This window comes from Rathayibacter sp. AY1B8 (assembly GCF_002932775.1).
GTDB lineage: Bacteria > Actinomycetota > Actinomycetes > Actinomycetales > Microbacteriaceae > Rathayibacter.
Window position 1 is genome coordinate 23,755 of sequence record NZ_PSWJ01000012.1, and the last position, 12,327, is coordinate 36,081.

A 12,327-nucleotide genomic window follows, 5' to 3' on the forward strand; every position below is an offset into this window, starting at 1 on the left:
GTCAGTCCGGCGCCGGCCCGCGACGGCCGAACGGGCAGCCTGGCGTCAGCCCGGCGTCACGCCCCGACGGCCGAACGGCCAGCCCGGCATCAGCCCAGCGCCAGCCCGGCGCCAGCCCGGCGTCAGCCCGCGTCGGCGAGCAGCGCCTCGCGGTCGAGCCGCTTCGCGTAGCAGCGGGCGCTCGGCTCGTCGCCCCAGTAGCCGTAGCCCGCGATCGGGTCGTAGCCGGCGCTCGCATAGAGCGCCATCGCCTCCGGCTGCTCCGTGCCGGTGACCAGTCGGAGCAGCTCCACGCCCTCGCGGGCCGCCAGCCGCTCGACGCCGGCGAGCAGCACGCGGCTGAGCCCGCGGCCCCGCGCGGCGCTCACCACGAACATCCGCTTGATCTCGCCGATGCCGTCCTCGACCGCGAGCGCCACGCAGCCGACGAGCCCGCCGTCGACCTCGAGCAGCAGGGTCGGAGCGTCGGCGGGAGGGCGCGGACCGGTGTCGTCGCCGCCGTAGCGGGCGAGGAGGTCGGCCTCCTGCAGGGCGAAGAGGTCCATGGCGGCCGGGTCTCCGGCCGTGGTCTCGATCAGGCGGTGCACGGCACGATGCTACGGCGCGGCGGCGAGCCCCGCGGCGATCCCGGTCAGCTGCTCGAGCACGACCCGCACGGCCGAGCGCTCCAGCGTCTCGGGCCGGGCGAGGCAGTCGATGTGGCGGCCGAGCCCCGGGATCCCGAGCGGTCGCAGCACCACCTCCGGCGTGCGCCGCAGGTCGGTCGTGTACCGCGGCAGCAGCGCGACGCCGTCGCCCGCCGACACGACCGCCGCCGCGACCAGGAAGTCGTTGATCCGGTGCGGGATGCGCGCGTCGCCGGCCGCGAGGACCGCGATGGCGTCGATCGCCCGCTCCAGGGGGAAGCCCTCGTGCACCGCGACCCACTCCTCGTCGCGGAGGTCGGCGGGACGGACGACGTCCTTCGCGGCGAGCGGATGGTCGCGGCGGAGCGCGAGGTCGAGCGGCTCGAAGAGGAGGGGCGTGGAGCGCACGGTCCCGGGCCACTCGGCGCTGCCGGCGAGCCGGTGCGCGACGACCAGGTCGTGATCCGCGGTCAGCCCGGCGAAGGCGCTCTGCGCCACGTCGAAGTCGGCGAGCGCGACGCCCGGCCGACCCGGTGCGCGCAGCGCCTCCAGCAGCGGGCCGAACATCGCCAGCCCCGCGCTGTGGAACGCAGCGACCGAGACGGTGCCGCTCGGCTCACCCTCGAAGTCCGCGACCGCCCGGGCCGCGCGCTCGAGCGCCACCTCCACCTCGACCACGGCGGCCGCGAGAGCGCGGCCGGCGGGGGTCAGCGCGGTCCGGCGCCCGTCGCGGAAGGTCAGCGCCGTCGGCGTGCGGCGCTGCAGCGCGCTGATCTGCTGCGAGACGGAGGAGGGGGACACCCGCATCGCGGCGGCGACGGCGGCGATGCTCCCGCGCTCGCCGAGCTCCCGCAGAGCTCTGAGCTGTCCGAGTTCCATGAGTTCCAACTTACGCGTCGGCGCAGAAGATGCAGTCTTGTCCTGCGGGTCTCCGTGCCGCCACGATGAGCCGTGCGCGCTCTCCTCTCCCGCTTCCGGGTCGACCTCCTCCTGCTCGTGGTCGCCGCCTCCTGGGGCTCCACCTACTTCGCGGCGAAGGAGCTCGTCACCGACTCCAGCGTGATGGCGCTGCTCGGCTCGCGGATGACCCTCGCCGCCCTGTGCCTGGCCGTGATCGTCGCGGCGCGGCGGCACCGGATCAGCGCGGCGGAGTGGCGGGTCGGCGTGACCATCGGGGCGCTGCTCGCGACGATCTTCGCGCTCGAGACCTACGGCATCGCCGGCACCTCCGCCACCAACGCGGGCCTCATCATCAGCCTGACGATCGTGATCACGCCGATCCTCGACTCCGCCGTCTCGAAGCGCCGCCTCCCGGGCCGCTTCCTGCTCGCATGCCTCGTCGCGGTCATCGGAGTCGCGCTGCTCGCGGGCAACGGCGCCCTCCGCCCGCTCTCCCCCGGCGACCTGCTGATCCTCGGCGCCGCCGTCGTGCGGGCCGTGCACGTCACGTCGATGCACCGCCTCTCGGCGCGGGCGCCGATGGACTCCCTCCGCCTGACCACGGTGCAGCTCGGCACCTGCGCCGTCGTCTTCAGCGCCGCGTCGCTCGTCGTCGGCGTGCCGATCCCCGAGTACGTCGCGGGGCTCGACCCCGTTGGCACCGGCCTGTTCCTCTACCTCGTCCTGGTCTGCACCGTCTTCGGCTTCCTCGTGCAGACGTGGGCGGTCCGCCGCACCTCCCCCTCCCGCGTCAGCCTCCTGCTGGGCACCGAGCCGGTGTGGGCCGCGGTCGTCGGAGTCGCGCTCGCCCGCGACCCGATCGCGCCGGTCGGCTTCCTCGGCATCGCGCTGATCCTCGCGGGCACGGCCTGGGGGCGCTCCCTCGAGCAGCGGACGGCACCCGACGTGCCGACCGCGGCGGCCGCTCCGGAGGCGCTGCCCGCCCCCGAGCCGGAGGACGAGCAACGGCGTCCCGTCGAGCGGTAGCCGGGTCAAGGGACTCGCGTGCGGCGTCCCGATGTGGGGGAATCGGGTCGGGAGGCGTCCGCCGCGGGCGCCGCCGGAGGAGGATCCATGTCGCTCAGCGTGCTGTTCATCGGCGGGACGGGCATCATCAGCGCCGCCTGCGTCCGCGAGGCGCTGCGGCTCGGCCACGACGTGACCGTGCTGAACCGGGGGCGGACGTCGCTCCGCCCGCTGCCCGAGGGCGTCCGCGAGGTGCAGGCCGACGGCCGCGACCGCGACGCCGTCACCGCCGCCCTCGGCGACAAGACCTTCGACGCCGTGATCGACTTCGTCGCCTTCACGCCCGAGCACGTGCAGCAGGACATCGACCTGTTCGCCGGCCGCACGGGCCAGTACGTCTTCATCAGCTCGGCCTCGGCCTACCAGAAGCCGCCGCGCAGCCTCCCGGTCACCGAGTCGACTCCGCTCCGGAACCCCTACTGGCAGTACTCCCGCGACAAGATCGCGTGCGAGGACCTGCTCGTGGCCGAGTACCGCGCGAGCGGCTTCCCGGTCACGATCGTCCGCCCCTCGCACACCTACGACCGGACCGCGCTGCCCGTCGACGGAGGCTGGACCGTCGTCGACCGGATGCGCCGCGGCCAGGAGGTGGTCGTCCTCGGCGACGGCACCTCGCTCTGGACGCTCACGCACGCCGACGACGTCGCTGTCGGCCTGGTCGGTCTTCTCGGCGCCTCCGCCGCGATCGGCGAGGCCTTCCACATCACCGGCGACGAGACGCCGACCTGGGACGAGATCCACCGCGACCTCGCCGCGGCGGCCGGAGTCGAGCCGCGCCTTGTGCACGTCGCCTCCGACGCGATCGCCGCGGCCGACCCCGAGCTCGGTGCCGGGATCATCGGCGACAAGGCGCACTCGATGGTGTTCGACAACGCGAAGATCCGCCGCCTCGTCCCGGCGTACTCCCCCTCGGTGCGCTTCAGCGACGGCGCCCGCGAGATCGTGGAGTGGTACGACGCCGACGAGTCGCGCCGCGTGGTCGACGAGCGGATGAACGGCCTGTTCGACGCGCTGATCGAGCGGTACCGGCCGCGCCCGCTGTGAGGGTCGGGCGGAGGGGGTGCGCGAGTCCGCCGGCTCCGCCCCTCCCGGCCGCTGCACCCCGCTCGGCTCCTCCACCTGCGCCGGCGCCCCCGCTCAGCCGATCGGCTCGAGCCGCACCAGGAACCCGCCCGGCACTCCCGGCTGCAGCTCCTGGTACTCGGACGGCACGCGGTAGGAGCCCTCGCCGACCGCGGTCACGGTGAACGCGTCGTCCGTGCGGGTCCCCGCGAGGAAGACGGTGTAGACGTCGGTGCCGTCCTCGGTGGTGCGCTTCCCGGCCGCCGCGCCGACCCAGCGGTGCCCGCCCGAATCGGCCGTCGCCGTCTCCCCGAGGGTCGCGTCGATCGCGGCCGGGTCGACGTCCACGGCGCGGATCCCGTCCTGGCACTCGCGCCAGACGCCCGTGAATCCGGGGTCGGGGTCGGAGTAGCAGAACATCATCGACCCGTCGGGCGCGACGTGCAGGTCGCCGTAGCCGCCGACCACCGGCCCGGAGACGGGGGCGGTCGTGGGCCCGGTCGTCGGCTCGGGGTCGGTCGGCGCGGTGCACCCGGCGAGCGCGAGGACGAGCACCGCCACCGCTCCCGCTCGCCACCTCATGTGCGCAACCTACTGGAGCCGCGCCCCCGCCCGTCCGTGTGCCGAGCCGGGAGTCCGCCGGGAGCCGGACCGCCCTCAGACCAGCCGGCGGCCGCTGAAGCGGTCGACGGGGGCGTCGTGCCGCATCGCCCGCTCGTACATCCGCCGGAACGGCTCGGTGAGCACGCCGTTCGTGCGGTCCAGCGAGTCCTGCCAGGCCACGATCTCCCCCAGCTGCGCGGCGAGATCCGCGCGGAGGGCCGCCTCGTCGACGGTGGTCGAGACGCCCTTCGAGACGACGACCCGGCCCGCGACGATCACGGTGTCGATCGACGAGCCGTTCTCGGCGTAGACGAGCTGGTTCTCGAGCCGCTGGCGCGGGGTGAAGTTCAGCGTCTCGAGGTCGTAGACGACGAGGTCGGCCTGCTTGCCGACCTCGATGCTGCCGGTGACGTCGTCGAGCACGGCGCTGCGCGCGCCTCCGATCGTGCCGGCCGTGAGCACCTCGGACACGGTCGGCCAGGTGGCGATGTCCGGATCCGTGACCTTGTGCAGGAGCGCCGCGGCCTTCACGACGTCGAGCATGCGCGGCGAGTCGCTGCTCGAGCAGCCGTCGGTGCCGAGGCCGAGGTTCACGCCCGCGTCGTGCAGCGCGCGCCACGGGGCGATGCCCGAGCCGAGCTTGAGGTTCGAGATCGGGTTGTGCGAGACGGACGTGCCGGCGGCGGCGATCCGCTCCATGTCGGAGTCGGTGAGCCAGATCCCGTGGGCGAAGGTCGTGTTCGGCGAGAGCGCGCCGATCCGCTCCATGTACTCGACCAGGGTCGAGCCGTAGGACAGCTCGCCGGTCACCAGCTGCGTCTTCGTCTCGAGGACGTGGATGTGGCACTCCGCCCCGTGCTCGAGCGCCAGCTCGGTCGCCCCCACGAGCAGCTCGGGCCCGCAGCGCTGAGGAGCGGACGGGGCGACCATGTAGCGCAGCCGCCCGCCTCCCCTCCCGTGCTGGGTCGCGAACGCCTCGCGGCTGAAGGCGAGGTAGCCCTCCGTCGTCGGGCGCGACGCCGACCGCGCCTGGTCGAGGATCTCCGCGGGCACGTACTCCTCGAGGAACGGCATCGTCTCGTGGAAGGGCCTGCTGATCACGTGGCCCGAGATGTTGGCGCGGACTCCGATCTCGTCGTACGCGTCGAAGACCGCGGCGAGCTGCTCCGCGTCCTGGTCCGGGTTCTCGAGCACGTCGTCGACCAGGGTCGTGACCCCGGCCTTCAGCGATTCGAGGGCGAAGAGCGACGAGCGCAGCCGCACCAGATCCGGAGCGACGCGGCTGTTCCCGAGGATCGGGTACGACAGCAGCATCCACAGCTCGAGCGGCAGGTTGTCGTAGCGGCCCTTGTAGAGGTACTCCCACGAGTGGGTGTGGGCGTTGACGAAGCCGGGGACGACCAGGCGGTCGCGCCCGTCGATCACCTCGTCGCCCGGCTCGGGGACGAGGCCCGGGCCGATCGCGACGATCAGCTCGTCGACGATGCGGATGCTCGCCGTGATCGGGACGGCGCCCGAGACCGGGTCCATGGTGATCACGGCGGCGTCGGAGAGGAAGAGGGGCATGGCGGTTCCGTTCGTGGTGCGGGGTGGGACGGGGCGGGCCGGCTCGCGAGGGGGCCGGCCCGCGGAGGGGCTCGGGCTCAGCCGCGGACGGGCTCGGGCTCCGCGACGACCGGCGCGGCCGACTCCCGGCGTTCGACCCAGGCGGGAGCGTCCCGGCCGAGCAGGAGGTAGGCGATGCCGGCCGAGACTCCGCCCGCGAGCCACGAGACGTCGACGCCGCCGAGGGCGGTCGCGGCCGGACCCTGCAGGGCGGGCACCGAGCCGTTCATGAACAGCCAGGTCAGGGTCGCGCCGATCGCGAAGGAGAGCAGCGCCCGCCAGCGGACGTCCGGCAGCAGCGGCGAGCCGACCGGGGCGAACAGGTGCCCGAAGGAGCGGACGCGCGGCTCGAACACGGTGTAGTGCACCAGCACGATCGCACCCCAGGGGGCGACCCAGCCGACGAGGCCGACCAGCCACGCGTCGAGCGTGGTGGCGAGGTCGTCCTGAAACACGAAGAACACCGCGGCCGCGAAGGCCAGCACGCCGACGATGAGGCTGAGCGCGCGGCGCCCGAGCCGGATGTCGAGGGCCTGGGTCGCCATGCCGAACGAGTAGATGTTCAGGACGTTGGTCGCGATCGGACCGTGCACCACCAGGAGCAGCACGGGGATCGCGAGGGCACCGAAGTTCTCGACGATCAGCTCCCCGGGATCCACGGAGCCGTTCTTCGTCGCGAGGGTCGCGCCGAGGACGCCGAGCCAGACCACCGGGATGAACTGGCCGAGGACGCTGGCGAGGTAGAGCCCCCGCTTCGAGGAGCGGGGTCCGACGAAACGGGAGTAGTCGCCGGCGTAGGCGAGCCAGGTGAGGCCCCAGCCGATGCCGATGGCGGTCATCACGATGGACATGGCCGCGATGCGGTCGCCTCCGGTGAGCGCGCCCTCCGCGGGGCCGGCGTAGGACCAGTCGATGTCGAGGAAGAACCAGGCGACGACCGACATGATCGCCAGCACCAGGAGGGTCGGCGGCACGGTCCAGCGCTCGAAGGCGGCGATCGCGCGGTAGCCGAGGAAGGAGATCGCGACCTGCACCGCCATGATCACCGCGGCCACCGCGATCTTCCAGCCGACGTTCGCCTGCTCCGGGTCGACGACGCCGACGGAGCCGAGGAGCGCGATGACCAGGTCGAGGACGATCCAGGTGTTGATGGCGCACCAGCCGATCACGACCACGGCCTGGATCGCGGCCGGGACGTAGTTGCCGCGCCGGCCGAAGATCGCCCGTCCCACGAGCATCCCGGTCGCCCCCGTCCGCTGCCCGAGGAGGACGAAGAAGCCGAACACCGCCATCCCGACGACGTTGCCGAGCACGAGGACGGTGACGGTGTCCGCCAGGCCGAGGCCCATGTTCACGCCGAGGGCGCCGAGCACCCAGTTGATGGGGGCGATGTTGGCGCCGGCCCAGATCCAGAACTGCCCGTCGAGCCGGGCGGTGCGTCGGGAGTCGGGCAGGGGACTCAGCGCGTCCTCGGCGTCGGCGGTGCCGTGCAGGGTGTCGGTGCTCATGGCGGATCCTCTCGGGGAGGGGGATGAAGGGGAGGGCGGGGCGCCCGGTGAGGCTCCACTCTCGTGCGGACCCGTTTCGGGCGGCGCGTCCGCGTGTAAATTCGCCGTGACGCGAGAGGACGTTCTGTATGGCCTACCTGCTGTCGGACGCGATGCGGGATCCGCGCCTCGCCGCCATGCTCCCGGTGGTGGCCGCCGGGCACGCGGCCGCCGAGCGCGCCGTGATCCGCTGGGCCCACACGAGCGAGCAGCTCGACATCGCGCCCCTCCTCCTCGGAGGCGAGCTGCTCCTGATGGAGGGCGCGCTCCTCTCGACCGACCAGGACCCGGCGGAGTGCCGCGAGTACGTGCGGTCTCTGGTGGATGCGGGAGTCGGCGCCCTCGCTCTCGAGCTCTCGCCGCGCCTGCCCGCGGTGCCGCCGCCGATCGTCGCGGCGGCCGACGAGCTCGGCCTCCCCGTGCTCGCCCTGCCCCGGCGCGTCCCCTTCGTGCAGGTCTGCGAGAGCATCAACACCCACCTCACCGAGCAGAAGTTCCGGAGCATCCGACTGGCGGACAGAGTGTCCGGTCTGCTGGCCGACGCGGCCTCCGGGGACGCCGGCGTCGACGAGCTCCTGCAGGTCGTCGCCTCCGCGACGGGCGCCTCCGCCTCGCTCGTCTCGCTCACGGGCGACGAGATCGCCCGCGCCTCGCCCGGGCCGGGCGTCGACACGGAGCCGACGGCCGGGACGTTCTCGAACGTGCTGCACGCGGGCGACTCCCTCCTGGGCACCCTGCATCTGCGGGCCCACGCCGACGCCGACCTCCACGCCGTCGCCGTCGCGCTCGACCGGGCGCCGGACGTCCTCGCGATCGCCGTGCTCCGGCACCGCCCGCCGTCGGTCACCGAGCGGCTGACCGCCCAGCTCTTCGCGATCGCGTCCATCGAGCGTGCGGACCCGGCGGCCGACCTCCAGATCGACGCCTTCCTCGGCCGCCTCGGCGCCGGCTCCCGGGAGCGCTACCTCGGCGTCCGGGCCGACACCGGTCACGACGACCGGCGGCTCCGCGCTCTGCTCCGCCTCCTGACGGGCGCAGGAGCGGATCCCGGCCCGGTGCTCTGCGTGGTCGGCTCCGAGCTGCTGGCGCTGCTGCCGTTCGCCACCGCCGCCGCGATGGAGGAGGGCCGCGCGGAGCTGCTGCGCCTCGGCGCCGCCCTCGACTCGGACGCTCTGCTCTGCGTCGGCAGCGGGCTCGGCGGGCAGGAGCGGGTGCCGCGGGAGCTGGCGGAGGTGCGCGGCGCGCGCGAGTGGGCGCCCGCAGGCGGAGTCGTCGACTCGCGCCAGTACCGCCTGGAGCGGTTCGCGAGCTCCCTGCAGGACGATCCGGAGGCGGACGACCTCGTCGAGGAGGTGCTCGGGCCCCTGCGCGCCCAGCGCGGCGAGCTGCTCGCCACCCTCGAGGCCTTCGCGTCGCTGTGGGGGAGCAAGACGGCGACGGCGGCCGCGCTCGGCATCGGCCGGCAGACCCTCTACGACCGGCTCGCGCGGATCGAGGAGCTGATCGGCCCGCTCGACTCGTCGCCGGCCCGCGCCCGGGTCGTCATGACCGCCGTCTTCCTGCACCGGGCGCGCGCGGCGCTCCCGGCGGTCTCGCCTCCGGTCGGGCGGACGTTCCCGCCTCCCGCCGAACGCTGACGCGGCCGGACGGGATCGAACGGCTCAGGCGGGCAGCAGCTCCGCGACGAGCGCCTGCACGCGGGCCCTGATGTCGTCGCGGATCGAGCGGACCTCCTCGAGGGGTCGGCCCTTCGGGTCGGCGAGGTCCCAGTCCTCGTAGCGCTTGCCGGGGAAGACGGGGCAGACGTCGCCGCAGCCCATCGTGATCACGACGTCGGAGGCCTGGACCTGCTCGGTGGTCATCAGCTGCGGGACGGCCTGCGAGATGTCGATGCCCTCCTCCGCCATCGCCTCGATCGCGATCGGGTTGATGCTGTCGCCGGGCTCGGAGCCGCCGGAGCGGACCTCGACGGCGCCGCCGGAGAGGGCGCGGAGGTAGCCGGCGGCCATCTGCGAGCGGCCGGCGTTGTGGATGCAGACGAAGAGGACGGTGGGGGCGGCCATCGGGGCTCCTGGTGTCGAGGGGCGGTGCTCGGAGGAGCACGGGGCGAGGGTAGCGCGCCCGGGCGAACGGCTCGCGGGCCTGCGGAGCCGCAGGAGACTCCGACGGCCGGGTCGGGAATATACCCCCCGGGGGTATGTTGCACTCCCCTGGACCGAACCGGAGGAGACACCATGACCGACCCCGCCCGCCACCACCCGACCACCTGGCGCGCCGCCGCCCTCGCGACCCTGCACTGCCTGACCGGCTGCGCGATCGGCGAGGTCCTCGGTATGGTGATCGGCTCCGCCCTGGGTCTGCCCGCCCTGGCGACGGTCGCCCTCTCGATCGTCCTCGCGTTCGTGTTCGGCTACGCGCTCACGCTGCGGGGCGTGCTCCGCTCCGGAGTGACGTGGCGCGCCGCCGTCGGCATCGCGCTGGCGGCCGACACCGTCTCGATCGCCGTGATGGAGGTCGTCGACAACACGGTGGTGCTCGCGATCCCCGGAGCGATGGACGCGGGCCTCTCGTCCGGCCTCTTCTGGGGCTCGCTCGCCGGCGCCCTGGCCCTGGCCTTCGTCGTCACGACCCCGGTGAACCGCCTGCTCATCTCCCGCGGCCGCGGCCACGCGGTCGTCCACGGCCTGCACGGCTGAGCCGCGCGGGCCTCGACAGGGCGCCTGCGGCGGCTGCTCGACCAGCAGGAGGCGCGTGCCGATCGAGCCGCCCGGGCCGCGGGCGCCGCGAGATCCCGTCGGCCGTCAGTCCTGCAGGCGTCGGTAGTGGCGGTTGCGGACCGAGAGGATCGCGCCTCCGATCACCGCCGCGAGGAACGAGCCGGCCAGGACGCCGACCTTCACGTGGTCGTCGGACTCGCTGCCCGCGCCGAACGAGAGCTCGCCGACCAGCAGCGACACCGTGAATCCGATGCCGGCCACGAACGCCATGCCGATCACGTCCACCCAGCGCAGCGACGGATCCAGGCCGATGCCGCGGAACCGGGTCAGGAGGAAGGTGCTCCCGGCGATGCCGAGCGGCTTGCCGAGCACGAGGCCTGCGATGATGCCCACGGCGATCGAGTCCTGGAACGAGTCGACCAGGCCCGTGACTCCGCCGACCGTCACTCCGGCCGAGAAGAACGCGAAGACCGGCACCGCGACCGCGGTCGAGAGGACGCTCCAGCGATCGGCGAAGTGGGCGGCGAGGCCGTCGTAGACCGGGCGCCCCTCCGCGTCCGACCCCACCTGCACCCGGGCGCGCTTCGTCGCGACGACCGGCACGGTGAAGCCGAGCAGCACGCCCGCGACCGTGGCGTGGATGCCCGAGGCGTGCACGAGCGCCCACGTCGCCACTCCGAGCGGGATCAGCACCCACCAGGCGCGCACGCCGCGCTGCACGCAGACCGCGAAGACCGCCAGCGGCACCAGCGCGAGCAGGAGCATCAGCACGTCGATGCCGGCGGTGTAGAAGACGGCGATGATCGTGATCGCGATGAGGTCGTCCACCACGGCGAGCGTGAGGAGGAACGTCCGCAGCGCCGGCGGGAGGAAGCGGCCGACCACGGCGATCACCGCGACGGCGAAGGCGATGTCGGTGGCGGCGGGGATCGCCCAGCCGTCCAGCGCGGCTCCTCCGCGGGGCAGGTTCACCGCGGTGAAGATCAGGGCGGGGACGGCCACGCCGCCGACGGCCGCGACGATCGGCACGAGCGCCGTCTTCGGGTCGCGGAGCTTGCCGGCGACGAACTCCTCCTTGAGCTCGAGCCCGACGACGAAGAAGAAGATCGCGAGCAGGCCGTCGGCCGCCCACGACCCGACGCTCAGCTCGAGGTGCAGGGCCTCGGGGCCGAAGCGGAAGTCGCGGACCGCGCTGTAGAGCGCGGACGCGGGGCTGTTGGCGACGATCAGGGCGAGGAGGGTCGCGGTGAGCAGGAACGCTCCGCCGACCGTGTCCTTCTGGAGGGTCTGGCGGAGTCCCCGCCAGATCGAGTGGGGGGCCTGATCGGCGGGCAGGGGCTGGTGCGGCATGAGGGGTTCCGTCCGGAGGGGTGGGTGAGCGCGGGGACGCGGCCGCGGGCTCCGGAGGAGGGGCGGTCGCGGGTCAGCCGCGCGGCGGCGGGCAGCCGGCGATCTCGCCGTGCGCGTTCGTCCCCCACGAGCTGAGCCATCCGTTCGTGCCCGAGGCGCGCTTGGTCAGCAGCTGCCGGGTCGGGTACGCCGCGGCGGCGCGCGCGCGGGCGCGGCTCAGCGGAGGGAGGGTCAGGGGCACCGCACCAGGGTACCGGTGGCACCCGCGAGGGGGCCGGGTGTGCACGAGCGCTCGGAGGAGGAGCCGTCTCTCCCGCTGCCGAGCCTCCCCGCCCCGTCCGCTCAGGGGACCTCGTGCCCCGGGCCCGGCTGCCCGCCGAGCAGCGGGCGCAGCGCGGTCGCGACGGCGTCGGCGCGCTCCTCGCCGCCGAACCACGCGTTGCCGGCCCGCACGAGCGGGTAGGCGGCCGCGAGGAGGTCGCGCCCCGCCGGGGTCAGGGCGATCCGGGAGTGACGGCCGCGGCCGCGCTCGGCGCCCCGGTCGAGCAGGCCCCGCTCCGCCAGCCCGGCGACCAGGGCGGTCATGCTCTGCGGGCGGACGCCGACGGCGCGGGCGAGGTCGGCCTGCGTCAGCCCGTCGGCCGCCGAGAGCTGCGCCAGCACGCCGAACTCGACCGGGCTGAGCCCGACCGGCGCGAGCGCGTCGCCGACCCGCCTCGCCAGGTCGCGGGCGGCGCGGATGACCGTCCAGGCGGCGATCGCGTCGACGTCGTCGCGGGTCAGGGAGAACTCCGAGGACATGGACCGAGCGTAGCGGCGTAGTCTTCGAGTATCAGTTAGTTGATACCTAGG

The 12,327-nt window shown here is 74.0% G+C and carries 13 protein-coding genes; 4 read left to right on the forward strand and 9 right to left on the reverse strand.

What is annotated here, in order from left to right:
* Positions 1–122: 122 nt before the first annotated feature.
* Both C5C63_RS09010 and C5C63_RS09015 read right to left on the reverse strand, forming a co-directional pair.
* Entirely contained in the window at positions 123–587 is a 465-nt protein-coding gene (locus tag C5C63_RS09010) for a GNAT family N-acetyltransferase (RefSeq protein WP_219815287.1), read from the reverse strand.
* A gap of 9 nt (positions 588–596) precedes the next feature.
* Positions 597–1,505, reverse strand: coding sequence for a LysR family transcriptional regulator (locus C5C63_RS09015; RefSeq protein WP_104325899.1), 909 nt, complete (start codon positions 1,503–1,505; stop codon positions 597–599).
* Positions 1,506–1,577: 72 nt separating this feature from the next.
* Here C5C63_RS09015 and C5C63_RS09020 point away from each other — a divergent pair, with 72 nt between their 5' ends.
* Together C5C63_RS09020 and C5C63_RS09025 are read left to right on the forward strand one after the other, a co-directional pair.
* Positions 1,578–2,552 carry a DMT family transporter gene (locus C5C63_RS09020; protein ID WP_219815288.1) on the forward strand — a complete coding sequence of 325 codons (975 nt, stop codon included), beginning with the start codon at positions 1,578–1,580 and terminating at the stop codon, positions 2,550–2,552.
* 87 nt (positions 2,553–2,639) lie between these two features.
* A complete protein-coding gene (locus tag C5C63_RS09025; protein WP_104325900.1) occupies positions 2,640–3,635 on the forward strand; it encodes an SDR family oxidoreductase in 996 nt (331 codons plus the stop codon).
* 93 nt (positions 3,636–3,728) lie between these two features.
* Here the strand turns inward: C5C63_RS09025 and C5C63_RS09030 are convergent, their stop codons facing one another.
* From C5C63_RS09030 to C5C63_RS09040, 3 genes are all read right to left on the reverse strand, one after another.
* A complete protein-coding gene (locus C5C63_RS09030; RefSeq protein ID WP_146086372.1) occupies positions 3,729–4,235 on the reverse strand; it encodes a hypothetical protein in 507 nt (168 codons plus the stop codon).
* A 75-nt stretch (positions 4,236–4,310) separates the two neighbouring features.
* Positions 4,311–5,822 (reverse strand): amidohydrolase family protein, encoded by a 1,512-nt coding sequence (locus C5C63_RS09035; RefSeq protein ID WP_104325902.1) that lies wholly within the window; start codon positions 5,820–5,822, stop codon positions 4,311–4,313.
* A gap of 77 nt (positions 5,823–5,899) precedes the next feature.
* On the reverse strand, positions 5,900–7,369 hold the full coding sequence (locus tag C5C63_RS09040; RefSeq protein WP_104325903.1) for a cytosine permease: 1,470 nt from the start codon (positions 7,367–7,369) through the stop codon (positions 5,900–5,902).
* A gap of 128 nt (positions 7,370–7,497) precedes the next feature.
* Between C5C63_RS09040 and C5C63_RS09045 the strand changes: the two genes are divergently transcribed.
* Positions 7,498–9,045, forward strand: coding sequence for a PucR family transcriptional regulator (locus tag C5C63_RS09045; RefSeq protein ID WP_104325904.1), 1,548 nt, complete (start codon positions 7,498–7,500; stop codon positions 9,043–9,045).
* Between the two features lie 24 nt (positions 9,046–9,069).
* Here C5C63_RS09045 and C5C63_RS09050 read toward each other — a convergent pair whose 3' ends face one another.
* Positions 9,070–9,471, reverse strand: a complete 402-nt coding sequence (locus C5C63_RS09050) for an arsenate reductase ArsC (protein WP_104222419.1) — start codon at positions 9,469–9,471, stop codon at positions 9,070–9,072.
* Between the two features lie 171 nt (positions 9,472–9,642).
* Between C5C63_RS09050 and C5C63_RS09055 the strand changes: the two genes are divergently transcribed.
* Positions 9,643–10,104: a DUF4396 domain-containing protein gene (locus C5C63_RS09055; RefSeq protein ID WP_104325905.1), complete on the forward strand. Its 462-nt coding sequence runs from the start codon at positions 9,643–9,645 to the stop codon at positions 10,102–10,104.
* 105 nt (positions 10,105–10,209) lie between these two features.
* Here C5C63_RS09055 and nhaA read toward each other — a convergent pair whose 3' ends face one another.
* The 3 genes from nhaA to C5C63_RS09065 all read right to left on the reverse strand — a co-directional run bounded on the left by nhaA (position 10,210) and on the right by C5C63_RS09065 (position 12,276).
* Positions 10,210–11,475, reverse strand: coding sequence for a Na+/H+ antiporter NhaA (nhaA, locus tag C5C63_RS09060; RefSeq protein WP_104307969.1), 1,266 nt, complete (start codon positions 11,473–11,475; stop codon positions 10,210–10,212).
* Positions 11,476–11,548: 73 nt separating this feature from the next.
* Complete coding sequence (locus C5C63_RS17010) at positions 11,549–11,716, reverse strand: hypothetical protein (protein WP_181027217.1); 168 nt, start codon at positions 11,714–11,716, stop codon at positions 11,549–11,551.
* A gap of 101 nt (positions 11,717–11,817) precedes the next feature.
* Positions 11,818–12,276 carry a MarR family winged helix-turn-helix transcriptional regulator gene (locus tag C5C63_RS09065; RefSeq protein ID WP_160035578.1) on the reverse strand — a complete coding sequence of 153 codons (459 nt, stop codon included), beginning with the start codon at positions 12,274–12,276 and terminating at the stop codon, positions 11,818–11,820.
* Positions 12,277–12,327: the final 51 nt, after the last annotated feature.